Here is a 15519-nt window from a genome sequence, read left to right as displayed (position 1 = left end):
GAAACGTATTTATCCTATTTCGCTATGAGATTCAAATTAATTCTTCATCGGTCTGGCATTGGAAAGTTTATCCCAATCAACTATCAGTACGAACTTTCATCTGCTATCTATAGGATAATTGATCAGTCCAATTCTGATTTTGCCTCTTTTCTTCATGAAGTAGGTTATAGGACTAGAGGTAAGCCTTTTAGGTTGTTTACATTTTCGAGGTTGTTTTTCAAGGGGTTCAAAGTACATGTTGAATCCGGTCGGATTGAGCACTATGGACATCAAGTAGAATTTGAGGTTAGTTTTCTGGTGGATAGAATAGCAGAAGAGTTTATTAAGGGGCTTTTTCTGGGACAGGAAATATTTTTGGGGGACCAGATCTCAGGCACTACCTATCAGGTTCAGCGGATAGAGGCAAAAGCTAAGCCTATGTTTAAACAAGTGATGCAGTATCGATGTCTTTCGCCCATTTTGGTAAAGCGCAAACGCATCTCTGGAGGAGAAGATTACCTCAGTCCAGATGTGAAAGGATATAGTGAGCTGATACTGGAAAACCTTCTATCTAAAAGCATTGCACTTTCTATGTCATTCCAAAATGAAGGGAATTCTTTAGCAGAAGATCGTCCACAAATAGGCATGTCGGTTTCAGGCAAAATTTATAAAAATGGTGTAATAATTAAGCAGCTGACACCCCAGCAAACCAAGCTGATCGGATACAGCTTTGAATTTGAACTTAATGCTCCTGCCGAACTCCAAGAGATTGGCTATTACGCTGGGTTTGGGAATCTAGGGAGCCAGGGATTTGGGTGTGTGGAAGTGAAAAGTTAAGAGTTTAAAAGTTATTCGAATCGCTAATTTTAGTTCAAGATAAAATCTTTATCGAAGCTCAAAGGAAAACGTTTCCCTTCCTTTTTTTAAGAAATTAAATAGTTAATGTCTAATGAATATTACAAAATGAGAATCAAGCTTTTCCTAACGCCCAATACGTCAAATCTTTCATTTGATCACATCCCATTACTAGTTGGAGTTGTCCACAAGTGGCTTGGATCAAATAATCCATTTCATGGAAACCCATCACTCTATTCCTTTTCTTGGCTCCAAGGTGCGAGGAAAGGAAATGGAGGATTAAATTTCCCCCAAGGAGCTAGCTTTTTTATTAGCGCGCATGACGAGACTTTAATAAAGCTTATAGTTAGAAATGCAGTAGATCAACCTGAGCTATTTGCAGGAATGAAAGTGAGGGAGATCCGTATGCAAAGTAATCCCTCATTTGATAGAGAAGAAGAATATTTCTCTGTTGCGAGTCCGGTACTGATCAAAAAGAAAGAAGAGAACAGGATTAAACACTGCTTGTCCACCGACCAGGAAGCTGATGAACTTCTTATATTATCTATGAGAAATAAAATGAATATAGCTGGGATAGATTCATCTGACATGACTATTTCATTTGATCCTGATTATCGATCAGCTCATACCAAACTTATCAATTATAATGGGATAAAGAACAGAGCAAACGTATGTCCTGTGATCGTGAAGGGCACACCAGAACAGATTGCATTTATTTGGAATGTGGGTGTGGGAAATAGCACCGGTATTGGATTTGGAGCTTTAAACTGATTTGAATATGAATTATTATGTTGTGAAGTATTCCGGGCCTTTTGGATTTATCAAGCCTTGGACGGCGGTTAGGGATGGCGGTAATCCAGGGGAAATAAATACGATGACTCAGCAGTTTTTGACTCCATCAATATTAGAAGGAATGGAAAAGAAACTTTTCCCTGAATTACTAAAGCCAGAATACTGGGGTCGAATTCTTAAAATTAAAAGATACAGGCTAAACTATCAAGGTATAAATGGTCAGCTTGAAAGAACATGGTCAAAAGGTGGATTTTCTTCTAACAAAGAGAAAGGGATCTATAAGACTAATTTAGGCGTTTTGAACAGAGGCGTAATGTTAAATCCCAACTTATACCTTGCTTTTCAAAATAGAAAAGATGCAGAAATAGCTTTTACTCAAACCTTATGTCTATGTAGAAACGAGGATTTAATATTTCCTGAATCTCTCGAAGAAATTGAAGATGATAAATTTGACGAAATTAATGGCTTTGAATTAATTTTCACGGAGGCTGAAAGTGGCTTTAAAGTTGGGCACAATAGGTTCGAAAATGCTTCTGAAATGTTTGGTGAATTAAAAGTGTTTGGCAATCCCATTCGCACTTAATATGATTCCTTTAACTGAAATATTGGCCAAGAGTAAAAATTATGGTGGTTTAACATTACTTGAACATACGCAGCAAGTGACAGAAGCTATTGAATTATTTGCCACCAAATATTCATTCAATTTCAATATTGATGTTGCTAGAAGAGGGGCTATTTTACATGATTTAGGCAAAGCACACCCTTATTTTCAAAGAAAAATAAAGGATATAAATAGCGGAAGTCTATCCGAAATCAGAGAATGGAATTTTGTTCACAGACACGAAATATCTTCACTGGCATTCCTTCCGTGTTTTCCTAAAGAAGAATGGAATAGTTTAATAGATCTAGTTATTGGTCACCATAAATCTATTGAAAATGACCCAAGCGGAAGAGGTATAATTGATTTGGTGGAAAATGATAGAATGCTAATTGACAATCATTTAAAAGACTGGAATGATTGGAAGGGATATGGTTTCGAGATTTTAAATCTATTTAAGATCAAGACAAAAGATATTAGTTATGAAGAAGCAAAATCAGCTTTAGATTATGTGATTGGATTTTGTGAAAGAAAAAATAATGGATATTCTCCTCTGAGAGGTCTATTAAAGTCAGCAGATCATTTCGCATCTGCATTTACACATAATACAAGCAGTCATTTAAAGTATCTATTTGAAACTCCAGATTTAAGCTTCTTTCGTGATGAAGAAAGAAAAAGTGACCTTTATCCGCTTTCTCAAATTTCAACTGACGACTCGAGAAAACATACATTAGTAGTTGCTTCAACAGGTGCTGGAAAAACTGATTTCCTTTTAAGGAGAAGCGAAGGAAGGGTGTTTTATACATTGCCCTATCAAGCATCTATTAACTCTATGTGGGAGCGAATCAAATCTGTAGTTCCGAATAAAGACATTCGTTTATTACATGCGACTTCTAGAATTGTAACCAAGAATAATATTGATGAGCAAATTTTGCAACCGCTAGCAGGCTCTGCAGTCAAAATATTAACGCCTCATCAATTAGCATCCATAATTTTCGGAACTTCTGGTTTCGAAACTGTCATGCTAGATTTGCATGGGACTGATGTGATTCTTGATGAAATCCACACATATTCTGATTTTTCTAGGTCTATGGTTTTAGAAATCGTAAAAGCGTTGATCCGATTAGACTGCCGAATCCATATTGGCACCGCTACAATGCCAACAGTTCTTTACAATGAACTTTTAAATATGCTTGGAGGAAAAGAACAAGTTTATGAAGTGAGTTTAGCTAAAGAAATTTTGGACACATTCGATAGGCATCGAATTGATAAACTAGAGGATGAATCTATGATTGAAGGAATTTTAAGAGATGCATTCGCTAATAATGAAAAGGTATTGGTAATCTTCAATACGATTAAAAAGGCACAAGATTTTTACAAGAAGATAGAAGAAGAAGAGGATTTCAGATTCATTTCAAAAATGTTAATCCATAGTAGATTCAAACGCGGTGATAGAGTTGAATTGGAAACGAAATTAAAGTCGGAATTCAATGGCGATGGAAGCGAATTATTTGGTAATGGGTTGATGCCTTGTATGGTTGTTTCAACACAAGTTGTTGAAGTAAGCCTTGATATTAGTTTTGACAGAATGATTACTCAATGTGCTCCATTGGACGGTATGATTCAACGATTTGGAAGAGTTAATCGCAAACGTACTATAGACACCATCGGCAAATTTAAACCAGTACATGTAATCAAACCGAGCGGAAGTGTATTGCCTTACAAAATGGAAATTTTGAAAGCCAGCTTCGACCAATTGCCTTCCGAATTTGAAGTGTTGAAAGAACGAAGCCTTCAAGAAAAAATTGATGTAGTATATCCGATTCTTGAATCGAAAGAAATTGATGTTCATTTAATTTACAAAAACGATCGCTACCAAATCAAGGAATTAACTAATAACAAGAAGGCCGTTTTGGTAGATGCGCTAGAGATCGAAAGTTCCACTTGTATTTTAGAAACAGACAGAGGAAAATATTTAGATGGAAACTGGGAAGAAAGGTTACAAATGGAAATTCCTATTAACTATAGAACCATTAGCAGACATGAATCTAAATTTGAGCAATTAGAGGTTGGATCTTATCCATTTGTTATTCCGCAGCAAGAATTTGAATATCAAAAATACGGATTACAATTAGTTGAACATGATAATTTTATTTAGGTATGTATACAAGTTATATCGGAAAGAAATTTCTAAGAATTTATAAAGAGAAGGAAAAAAAACCTGAGAATTACACTGCGAAAGAGTTTTTTGATGAAGTTTTGTTCCCTGTCTTTTTTGACGATGAAAAGCATCTTATGCACGTTCATGGTTCTACATTTTTTCAATCAGTGGGCAAAAATGACCTAAAAACAGGTGAATCAGAATCTTATTTCAGGCTTAACAGATTACATCAAGATATTGCTAACAATCGAATAAGTGGTTCTACATATGTTGGATACGCTGCTGGTAAAATTGACCAGCCAACATCTGGACAGGTTAGTTCAATAGGCCACAATATCGAATCAGAAGAAGTCTATGCTTCTTGGGTTGGAGAAGGTTTATCAATCGGCTTTTCAGGCGGGTTAATTCTAATTGATAACGAAGAAATTATGTGGAATTTGTTTAAAGGATGGATTTTATACCGGAAGTACATCAATCAAACTCCAAACATAAAAGGTCGTCAAATCGAGACTTGGAATGGGCATTGGTTAGCTCATTGTTTTAGTAAAGATTTTAACAAAGAACATCCTTTGACATTTTTCGAATTACCAATTGGAACAAGTGGAGAAGAAAAAGGTACAATTTCTATTGCTACATTAAATTGGGCTAAGATAATTTTTGCTCTATCAAGAAAGTTTCCCAATACTGTAATTACTTCTCACGCTTATTTTCTTGGTAAAACAAATACAACTTTTGGTTTTATCAACTTATACCTACCTGATGTAAGAAGGATGTTTGAGTTAAGAGACAAATTATTTCTCGATAAAGAAAAAATGGTATTAAGTGATAAAGAAATAGAAACGCTTGAACCTTTTTATCGATTCAACGAAGCCTGTAAAATGGGGACTATTGGTTTGAAATCCATTGAGCCTCGAGGTTTAAGAGAGTTTATGTCAAAAGGGACAGTAGATTATACCCAAGGAAAAGACTATAAATTCACAGACGAAAGATCTTTAATAAATTTTCAATTATATAAACTTTGGATTATCGCTATGCTTAACAAAACAGAATTATTAAAACTTGCTACCGATGTCTCTAGGGCTCTATTAGCACATGAATCCCATGACCCGAAGGAGAACAGAGGGAAAAGTGAAAAATCAAATCAAGTAAAAGGAATTTTAGATTCAAAGAATTTGAAAAATTTCATTGATGGATTAACTGAATTGGTGATAAAAGAAAATGCGGATATTTTCAAAGAGGTCGTAGAGCAAACCTTGAAAATGCCATCGGATAATTTCCCGCTCTTTTCAACACTAATTCGCTTTGAATATGCCTTCCTAAAGACTAAATAATTGTTAATTCAATAAATTCAAAAAATATGAAATCATCAAATTTTATCTATTTAAGAGGTTTGCGCCATGCAGAACACACCGTTTTCGCAGTTAATGATGGGCAAAAATTTTACGTTGACCCACAGTTTGGAAAAAAAATGGCCTATTCAAGTGGACAACAAGTAAAAAGATCAATAATTGAAGCCTTAGATTTGCCTTTTGCAGCTATGACATTTAATTGGGAAATTGATAAAAAAGAAAATAAGGCATTGCAAAAAGAGCCACATTCCCCTTGCGATCCGACCTTTAGTGATCAACTTTTAGGTGGGTATATGAAAGCAGAGAGTGGAAGTTTTACAGTAAAAAGAAGGAGTCCTTTGTCTATTTCAGCAATGCGTCCACTTCATCCACTCTTAGGAGGAATTGAATATCCAACTGAAAATTTGACATTTGACAGAACTTCACATCCCGAACATCATGAAGTAAAAGTGTTTTGGTTAGAAAGTAAAAAAAGAGGGAAGCAACTTTCAAAAGAAGAATTAAATGAGTGGTTAACGACTAATAACAGAGCGCTTCCTAATCGGGCATTTATTCAAGACCAAACTCGAGCAACAGGATTATTTTCGTATGATGTTGCCATAGATTTAAGAACTTTATTTTGTGTTTCTACCAATAAATTAGAACCTGAATTATTTCCAAATATTGAGGAAAAGTTAAGAAGTGAAGGTTGGATTGAAGGGAAAAATATCTTTGGAAACTGTTTGATTTGCCCAAAAGGAAAAAGAGAAGATATTATTAAGGCTTTGGCTCATGCTCTGGTTAATTGGAGAATCACATCTAACCAATCACGTACATTTAGTTTGATGGAAACAGTTGCATTGGCTATTAGTGATAATGCAAATCAAATTTCTTATGCTATAAGAGGTGAATTGAGAGATGATACAGAACGCTTACAGGCAGTACCGCGAATTGATGAATCTGCAAAAGCAGATTTATTCATTTCTCCAATTGCGTCGGCGTATATAGTAGGATCTGTGGGTTCAGCTGACGCTCTGGAAAGTGCTGAACAAAAACTCATTGATTTGATGATGGCATTTGACTACGAAAATCAGATATAAAGTCCACACTTGAGCCAAACAAATCAGTTTGGCTCAATCTAATCTCAACCTTTATCAATTGCTAACTGCCACCCATATCGCCTACCTCCACACCTGCCATCGAAAGCTATGGCTTTTTGCTAATGGAATCCAAATGGAGCATACTTCGCAATTAGTGTCTGAAGGGAAGCTTATAGGCGAGAGCAGCTATTCGGATCGGGCTACCAAGTACACAGAGCTGGCGCTGGATGGAATCAAGATCGACTACTACGATGCCAAAAATCGGATTGTTCATGAAGTGAAAAAATCCAATAAGGTTGAATATGCTCACATAGCCCAGGTTAAATACTACCTATATATCCTTCGGAAAAACGGAATTGAGGATCCTCAGGCTATCATCGAATATCCCAAGCTGCGCCAAAAAGAGTCCGTGCTATGGGAGCAGGGTGATCAGGAAAAGATAGAAAACTGGATTAAGGAAGTACAAGATTTAATCACTCGAGCAGAATGTCCAGCACTTGATAAAAAACCGATTTGCAAATCCTGCAGTTACTTTGACTTTTGCTATATACACGAAGTATGAAAAAGACTTTCTACCTCTTCAATCCTGGTCGGCTAAGCCGCAAAGACAATACCTTGAAATTTACTCCGGTGGATGATAATGGGAGGGAGGGGCAGCCCAAATACATTCCTGTGGAAGGAGTTTCCGATCTTTACTGTTTTGGAAGTCTGGATGCTAATTCCGCTTTATACAATTTCTTAGGAAAAGCTGGAATAAGTGTACATTTTTTCGATTACTACGAGCATTACACCGGAAGCTTTCAGCCCAAGGAATATCTGCTTGCAGGAAAAATGCAGATACAGCAAACGCAGCATTACCTGAATGTTGCCAAGCGATTGGTACTGGCCAAAAAATTTGTAGAAGGATCTGCTTTTAATCTGACCAAAAATCTCAAATATTATGACAATCGATCTAAAGATTTGGAAAGCCAATTGACACGCATCCAAAGTCTAACCGAGTCAATTGGAAGTACAACTTCGGTCCCCGAATTAATGGGAATCGAAGGGAATATCCGACAAAGTTACTATTCGGGTTTTGATGTAATCCTTAATGATCATGCAATGGAAGGGCGAAGCAAGCAACCTCCATTAAATGAGGTGAATGCATTGGTAAGCTTTGGTAACATGCTTTGCTATACCCAAGTTCTAGACCAGATCTATCACACTCAACTCAACCCGACGATTAGTTTTCTTCACGAGCCAGGCTATCGACGGTATTCTTTGGCCTTGGATTTAGCAGAAATTTTCAAACCTATTTTGGTGGATCGTACTATTTTTAGAGTGCTGAATAAAAGAGAAATTCAGTCCAAAGATTTTGATATTCAAGTCAATCGAGTGATTCTAAAAGAATCAGGAAAGAAGACGTTTTTGAAAGCGTTTGAGGAGCGGCTGTCCGAGACAATACAGCATCGGGTGTTGAAAAAGAAAGTGTCCTACAAGCATCTTATTAAGTTGGAATGCTACAAGCTAAGCAAGCATCTATTAGGAATAGAGACATATAAACCATTCAAAATCTGGTGGTAATATGTATGTGATCTTGGTTTATGATATGGGAGAGAAGAGAGTAGGGAAAATGCTCAAGTTATGTCGGCAATACCTCAATTGGATTCAAAACTCTGTTTTTGAAGGGGAGATTACAGATGTAAAACTCAAGGAGTTGCTGATTAATACCAAAAAATTAATGCGGCAAGAGGAAGATAGTATCATTATCTTCAAAAGTCGGGATCAGAAGTGGCTTGAAAAAGAAGTTTATGGAAAAGAGAAAAACAGTCTTGACAACTTCCTTTAAGGTAATTGATTGTCGATAAGATGAAATTCTCAATAGAGATCAGCTAAATTTTGGAAGAAAATACAGAAATCCTTGAATACTCGCTGCAAAAGATGTTGTCGAACCCCAGGGTAAAATCGGGTACTTCACATCGACAACTTTTCCTTCTAAAAATTAGTAGAAAAACCTTCTTATTTTTAAAATTTGCCCTATTTTTGACTTTGGCCGAACGGCCTTCAATCGCACCTTATCGGAATTGAAACAGATTCTAACGATTACTACCAACGCACCCGACCAGCCCTTCAATCGCACCTTATCGGAATTGAAACTGTAGTGGATGCAAGAACTTGCTTGCCTAAAGGCCCCTTCAATCGCACCTTATCGGAATTGAAACTAGTGGGCTCAGGGTACTATACCGGGGGATTTACTGCCTTCAATCGCACCTTATCGGAATTGAAACTCAAAATGTATAACAGGGACCTCCAGTATATTCTCACCTTCAATCGCACCTTATCGGAATTGAAACCAGGGGACCCCTACGCAGACGAAGCAGCACTCTTCGCCTTCAATCGCACCTTATCGGAATTGAAACATGTTTACACCAGCGGAAAAAACTTTGCAGGACAAGCCTTCAATCGCACCTTATCGGAATTGAAACTGAGATGAGCGCAGCTATTACGCTGTCAGTCGAAGCCCTTCAATCGCACCTTATCGGAATTGAAACTTGTCTCAAGCAGGGCTGAAACCTAACCGACTAACCCTTCAATCGCACCTTATCGGAATTGAAACCTGAGTCATTTATGAACAGGATTAAACTTAGATCTCCTTCAATCGCACCTTATCGGAATTGAAACTTACTTCAAAGATGTAATTATGAGTGTCGGTATGAACCTTCAATCGCACCTTATCGGAATTGAAACATGACTCTGACATGCAAGGTTTAATTATCAGAATAGCCTTCAATCGCACCTTATCGGAATTGAAACATTTCAGAGGGTCAGATATTAGACGGTTTTGCGATACCTTCAATCGCACCTTATCGGAATTGAAACCATAGATATGTGCGTACGCATCGCTCGCGAGAATACCTTCAATCGCACCTTATCGGAATTGAAACTCTCGATCACAGTTGTGTCGAGCTCTTCTACACCGGCCTTCAATCGCACCTTATCGGAATTGAAACCAGTGATCGCAGCTTCTACCAGAGCGGTAGCGTTTGCCTTCAATCGCACCTTATCGGAATTGAAACGAGGCGAAGACTTACTTCGACACCTTCCAGTTTGAACCTTCAATCGCACCTTATCGGAATTGAAACATGGATCAACCTTGGTAGGGAGCTCAATATCCAACTCCTTCAATCGCACCTTATCGGAATTGAAACCAGGATGAGATTCCAGGGAATGCCCCATAGGACATACCTTCAATCGCACCTTATCGGAATTGAAACTGCAGTTCTGTTGAGCTTTTGCCTTTGTAGAACCCACCTTCAATCGCACCTTATCGGAATTGAAACGAGCAGGGAAGTGCAGCACATTGGAGGGATAAGTACCTTCAATCGCACCTTATCGGAATTGAAACTAATTACCCAAAAGTGCCCCTTAATAGGGAAGCTGACCTTCAATCGCACCTTATCGGAATTGAAACTGAATAACTAGGCTTAGTCTTCGCCTTCAGTTGGACCTTCAATCGCACCTTATCGGAATTGAAACCATCATGAGTGAACCTCGCTTAGGCTCCCGCTTTTTCCTTCAATCGCACCTTATCGGAATTGAAACAGATGAGATTCATTAACACCATTTTCATACACTGCACCTTCAATCGCACCTTATCGGAATTGAAACCTGGAACAAGATTAGGATCTGAGCATCAGCCAGAAGCCTTCAATCGCACCTTATCGGAATTGAAACAAGTAGGCAAAAGCTACCTCCCTTGGGCACCCAAATCCTTCAATCGCACCTTATCGGAATTGAAACTCATGCAGCACACGGTACAGGAGCTAAACATCTTGCCTTCAATCGCACCTTATCGGAATTGAAACCTAAAGTGGCTGTGTCGTACTCGGTTTTTAGCCAGGCCTTCAATCGCACCTTATCGGAATTGAAACTATACTGGCGCTGTGGCATCTTGATGGTGTAGGCTTCCTTCAATCGCACCTTATCGGAATTGAAACCGGAGTCACAGTCAAATTAACGACCGTTGGATTCTCCCTTCAATCGCACCTTATCGGAATTGAAACTACGAAAAGGACGAAGAAGGGAAAGACATCACGCATCCTTCAATCGCACCTTATCGGAATTGAAACAGAGTTGTGGTTGGAAGCAACATTACAGGATCTTATCCTTCAATCGCACCTTATCGGAATTGAAACTATTATGAAAACATATAAAGATGTTTATGAATTACCCCTTCAATCGCACCTTATCGGAATTGAAACTGAAGAACTACTTCGGACTGAAATACGATTTCAACACCTTCAATCGCACCTTATCGGAATTGAAACGCAGATAAAGATCGTGAGTTCACGCATGTAATCGCCCTTCAATCGCACCTTATCGGAATTGAAACCATTCCAGCTACAGCTTGGGAGAAGCCTTACAAGATTCCTTCAATCGCACCTTATCGGAATTGAAACGAGTTTAACTACTTCTTTCAATTGATGAATGAAAGGCCTTCAATCGCACCTTATCGGAATTGAAACCTGGAAGGGTTGAAATTAGAGGCGTAGGAACTGGCACCCTTCAATCGCACCTTATCGGAATTGAAACCAAACTCCACCCCCTCCCATTCATCAAATTTAGGCTTCCTTCAATCGCACCTTATCGGGATTGAAACTATTTTATTCTCTTTCCTGAGCCTAGAAACTACTTTCCTTCAATCGCACCTTATCGGAATTGAAACTGGATGGCGTGCTATTCCATGAGAAGAGTAAATGGGCCTTCAATCGCACCTTATCGGAATTGAAACGTACATCAGCTACTTGCTGCGCTATCCAGAGATGCCCCTTCAATCGCACCTTATCGGAATTGAAACTGAGCTGGTCGGCCTTTTCCTTGCTTTTCAGGATGGCCTTCAATCGCACCTTATCGGAATTGAAACTTGAGACGTTTGGATGCAATGTGTCTAGAAGCTATTCCTTCAATCGCACCTTATCGGAATTGAAACGAAGCTCCACACTACAGGAGAACTTAACGTGGACACCCTTCAATCGCACCTTATCGGAATTGAAACAGTGGATCATCGAAGGATTGCCAGGCTTTGTCTTTCCTTCAATCGCACCTTATCGGAATTGAAACACGCTTGACCAGATGAATACTTATTTGGCAAACAACCCTTCAATCGCACCTTATCGGAATTGAAACATATTTATTGATGGCCTAGCCGTCAGCATGAACCAACCTTCAATCGCACCTTATCGGAATTGAAACTTTCCTGACAGATAAGAGGTTTTGGAATTGTCTGGACCTTCAATCGCACCTTATCGGAATTGAAACCGCCTTTGTCAGTTGTACTACCTCAATTGGCTACAAACCTTCAATCGCACCTTATCGGAATTGAAACGATATTGAGCAAGTAGAACAAGCAACGGATGTGCTTCCTTCAATCGCACCTTATCGGAATTGAAACAACAGTAAAGAATTTGTATGCGGTATTTTCAGCCCCACCTTCAATCGCACCTTATCGGAATTGAAACATAGAATCAAGTCCGACGGTAAGCCACTGCGACCTGGCCTTCAATCGCACCTTATCGGAATTGAAACACTCATATAGCAATCCTAGACGAGGCGCAAATCAGACCTTCAATCGCACCTTATCGGAATTGAAACAAAGGAGATCATTATTAGGAAGGATGTTGGTTTTGACCTTCAATCGCACCTTATCGGAATTGAAACCCACGAAAGCGCAAGACGTGGCGCAAAAACAGGAACCCTTCAATCGCACCTTATCGGAATTGAAACGTGGCTCTTTGCTCCGAACCGATTCGTAATTGACCTCCTTCAATCGCACCTTATCGGAATTGAAACTCAGGAGAAAAAGAACTCAAACCGTAGAGGAAAGTCTCCTTCAATCGCACCTTATCGGAATTGAAACCCGATCCAGTTGATCCTATCGAGCCACCAATTGAGCCTTCAATCGCACCTTATCGGAATTGAAACCTAGAAACACCCGCTTTTCCCCTATTTTCTCAAATACCTTCAATCGCACCTTATCGGAATTGAAACCTGCAATCAATGTAGAGTTGCCACCTAATCCAAAGACCTTCAATCGCACCTTATCGGAATTGAAACCTGAGCGTAGATGTCTCGACCGTCAGAGCCTGTGCTCCTTCAATCGCACCTTATCGGAATTGAAACGAAATTAAGGATATCATCCTTGGTTAATTTAGATTTCCTTCAATCGCACCTTATCGGAATTGAAACTGGCTATCTGATTATAGTTTGATAAATAATTTCTCCCTTCAATCGCACCTTATCGGAATTGAAACTCGTCAACCATGTGACAGCCCCGTGTATGCTTAAAACCTTCAATCGCACCTTATCGGAATTGAAACATTCAACCAATCGATCTGCCAGTGCATCTGGCGTAGCCTTCAATCGCACCTTATCGGAATTGAAACGGAACTCATCATGAAACAGGTGATGAAAGATCCCAACCTTCAATCGCACCTTATCGGAATTGAAACTTTCCTCTGCATTGTCAAAGGGACAATCTTCTGTATCCTTCAATCGCACCTTATCGGAATTGAAACCTACGAGGGACACCGCTACCAAGTAGGTGATCGCTACCTTCAATCGCACCTTATCGGAATTGAAACTATAGTACAGCTGCTAAGGAGGCGGCATTGAATCTTCCTTCAATCGCACCTTATCGGAATTGAAACTGTCGAGTCCGATATTCCAGGACTTCATGTCCATACCTTCAATCGCACCTTATCGGAATTGAAACCTGTATGTCATGACTACTAAGGGTATTTGGGCACTCCTTCAATCGCACCTTATCGGAATTGAAACAGTAGTAGTCCAATCTTCCTGAAAACTCCGCTATGTCCTTCAATCGCACCTTATCGGAATTGAAACCGGATTGGATTATAGGTGTAAGCAGGATCTACAGTACCTTCAATCGCACCTTATCGGAATTGAAACTTAGGAAAAACACTAGACAAGCTGTGACTGCTGGTTCCTTCAATCGCATCTTATCGGAATTGAAACACGAGTATGATGGATATGATTAGCAGATAAAAAAACCCTTCAATCGCACCTTATCGGAATTGAAACTGTACTGAGACAAGCTCCGGATGTGCAAATCAAACACCTTCAATCGCACCTTATCGGAATTGAAACGATACAGAAATAGCGGAATGCCCATGTCGATGTGGACCTTCAATCGCACCTTATCGGAATTGAAACAGAACATGCCCGGATATGCCTGATCAAATATCAGCCACCTTCAATCGCACCTTATCGGAATTGAAACCATTGTGTCCGAGTGGGAGTTCGTCCGAAGTGGGGACCTTCAATCGCACCTTATCGGAATTGAAACGCGCGAGATAGGCTGTGCCGGTGATCCATTGGGATACCTTCAATCGCACCTTATCGGAATTGAAACTGATTTGCTTCACGATGTCCAGGTTGCGCTGATTGTCCTTCAATCGCACCTTATCGGAATTGAAACAAGTATAGTCATCCGGTGCTTCATTGAGCTGATCCACCTTCAATCGCACCTTATCGGAATTGAAACTGGGCTGCTGGGTAGATTGTTGGTTTTAGAACCCTCCCTTCAATCGCACCTTATCGGAATTGAAACGACCTTATTTAGAGGATGTGATAGCAGGAGCAAATACCTTCAATCGCACCTTATCGGAATTGAAACGTTCCTGAGATATTAATAAACGAGGAATCAAAGTGTCCTTCAATCGCACCTTATCGGAATTGAAACGGCAATTCCAGCGCATTCAACCAGCGCGCAAACGACCTTCAATCGCACCTTATCGGAATTGAAACAAACTAAGGAAGACACATGAGATACCTATGGACTCCACCTTCAATCGCACCTTATCGGAATTGAAACTGAATTTGAAGCTATCCAAAAGGCAATTTTAGAAAACCTTCAATCGCACCTTATCGGAATTGAAACCGAACTATCCATAGCCAAAGCCAAGATGTACAAGATCCTTCAATCGCACCTTATCGGAATTGAAACATAATCAGGCAAATTGTTACTAAATTGGCATAATACCTTCAATCGCACCTTATCGGAATTGAAACATGTAATCAGCGGAAATGATGGCCTTCTTGAAGTACCTTCAATCGCACCTTATCGGAATTGAAACGTAACTCCAAAGATTCTACACCATCACGGCTCCATACCTTCAATCGCACCTTATCGGAATTGAAACTCGATATCCGAATCGAGCGTGAAAACAAGGTTGTCTCTTCAATCGCACCTTATCGGAATTGAAACTCAGGTCAGGATAATCATAGAAAAAGAACTTATAGCCCTTCAATCGCACCTTATCGGAATTGAAACGATAAGAACCTGAACGGGAAAGTAGATAGCTGGGAGCCTTCAATCGCACCTTATCGGAATTGAAACTCGAAGGAGGCGTCGATGAGGGGGAAGAGGGAGAGGCCTTCAATCGCACATTATTGGAATTGAAACTCATCCAAGTGGATCAAGAACGATCAGCCCTATACCCTTCAATCGCACCTTATTAGAATTGAAACTGGGATCATCGGAAAGCTGGAGCATGAGATGTCTGACCTTCAATCGCACCTTAATGGCATTTAGATTATTAAATTGAATTTTGCCAGCTTCAAGAATAAGTCTCAAGGTGTCAATACTAGTGTAGTGATAAATCATAGAGTTTTTCTATCAAAATTCAGAACTTTCAAAGATTTTTA

The 15519-nt window shown here is 39.3% G+C and carries 9 protein-coding genes and 1 CRISPR repeat array; all 9 genes read left to right on the top strand.

What is annotated here, in order from left to right; translation table 11 throughout:
* The first annotated feature begins 24 nt into the window (after nucleotides 1–24).
* The gene (cas6, locus tag BVH02_RS03085; protein ID WP_086498778.1) at nucleotides 25–816 is read left to right on the top strand and encodes a CRISPR-associated endoribonuclease Cas6; all 792 of its coding nucleotides are present in this window, start codon (nucleotides 25–27) and stop codon (nucleotides 814–816) included.
* Nucleotides 817–921: 105 nt separating this feature from the next.
* The gene (gene cas6, locus BVH02_RS03080; RefSeq protein WP_223271793.1) at nucleotides 922–1605 is read left to right on the top strand and encodes a CRISPR-associated endoribonuclease Cas6; all 684 of its coding nucleotides are present in this window, start codon (nucleotides 922–924) and stop codon (nucleotides 1603–1605) included.
* A 142-nt stretch (nucleotides 1606–1747) separates the two neighbouring features.
* Nucleotides 1748–2209 carry a hypothetical protein gene (locus tag BVH02_RS03075; protein ID WP_223271794.1) on the top strand — a complete coding sequence of 154 codons (462 nt, stop codon included), beginning with the start codon at nucleotides 1748–1750 and terminating at the stop codon, nucleotides 2207–2209.
* A gap of 1 nt (nucleotide 2210) precedes the next feature.
* Nucleotides 2211–4382 (top strand): CRISPR-associated helicase/endonuclease Cas3, encoded by a 2172-nt coding sequence (locus tag BVH02_RS03070; protein ID WP_086498775.1) that lies wholly within the window; start codon nucleotides 2211–2213, stop codon nucleotides 4380–4382.
* Nucleotides 4383–4384: 2 nt separating this feature from the next.
* Nucleotides 4385–5716: a hypothetical protein gene (locus BVH02_RS03065; protein ID WP_086498773.1), complete on the top strand. Its 1332-nt coding sequence runs from the start codon at nucleotides 4385–4387 to the stop codon at nucleotides 5714–5716.
* Nucleotides 5717–5742: 26 nt separating this feature from the next.
* Nucleotides 5743–6813 carry a CRISPR-associated protein Cas7 gene (locus BVH02_RS03060; RefSeq protein ID WP_086498772.1) on the top strand — a complete coding sequence of 357 codons (1071 nt, stop codon included), beginning with the start codon at nucleotides 5743–5745 and terminating at the stop codon, nucleotides 6811–6813.
* A 28-nt stretch (nucleotides 6814–6841) separates the two neighbouring features.
* Nucleotides 6842–7375, top strand: coding sequence for a CRISPR-associated protein Cas4 (gene cas4, locus BVH02_RS03055; protein WP_223271795.1), 534 nt, complete (start codon nucleotides 6842–6844; stop codon nucleotides 7373–7375).
* Entirely contained in the window at nucleotides 7372–8376 is a 1005-nt protein-coding gene (gene cas1b / locus BVH02_RS03050) for a type I-B CRISPR-associated endonuclease Cas1b (protein ID WP_086498770.1), read from the top strand. The genes cas4 and cas1b overlap by 4 nt, the downstream gene beginning before the upstream one ends.
* Before the next feature lies 1 nt (nucleotide 8377).
* Nucleotides 8378–8641: a CRISPR-associated endonuclease Cas2 gene (cas2, locus tag BVH02_RS03045; RefSeq protein WP_086498769.1), complete on the top strand. Its 264-nt coding sequence runs from the start codon at nucleotides 8378–8380 to the stop codon at nucleotides 8639–8641.
* Nucleotides 8642–8853: 212 nt separating this feature from the next.
* Nucleotides 8854–15408: direct repeats of the CRISPR family, unit length 30 nt; unit sequence CCTTCAATCGCACCTTATCGGAATTGAAAC.
* Between the last annotated feature and the right edge of the window lie 111 nt (nucleotides 15409–15519).

This window comes from Algoriphagus ratkowskyi, from assembly GCF_002150505.1.
Taxonomy (GTDB): Bacteria; Bacteroidota; Bacteroidia; order Cytophagales; family Cyclobacteriaceae; genus Algoriphagus; species Algoriphagus ratkowskyi.
This window is presented reverse-complemented; position numbering and strand designations above follow the sequence as displayed.

Coding starts and splice junctions, on each gene's coding strand:
- BVH02_RS03065 (WP_086498773.1), top strand. CDS start 4,385: ATGTATACAAGTTATATCGGAAAGAAATTTCTAAGAATTTATAAAGAG.
- BVH02_RS03070 (WP_086498775.1), top strand. CDS start 2,211: ATGATTCCTTTAACTGAAATATTGGCCAAGAGTAAAAATTATGGTGGT.
- cas6 (WP_223271793.1), top strand. CDS start 922: ATGTCTAATGAATATTACAAAATGAGAATCAAGCTTTTCCTAACGCCC.
- cas1b (WP_086498770.1), top strand. CDS start 7,372: ATGAAAAAGACTTTCTACCTCTTCAATCCTGGTCGGCTAAGCCGCAAA.
- cas2 (WP_086498769.1), top strand. CDS start 8,378: ATGTATGTGATCTTGGTTTATGATATGGGAGAGAAGAGAGTAGGGAAA.
- BVH02_RS03075 (WP_223271794.1), top strand. CDS start 1,748: ATGGAAAAGAAACTTTTCCCTGAATTACTAAAGCCAGAATACTGGGGT.
- cas6 (WP_086498778.1), top strand. CDS start 25: ATGAGATTCAAATTAATTCTTCATCGGTCTGGCATTGGAAAGTTTATC.
- BVH02_RS03060 (WP_086498772.1), top strand. CDS start 5,743: ATGAAATCATCAAATTTTATCTATTTAAGAGGTTTGCGCCATGCAGAA.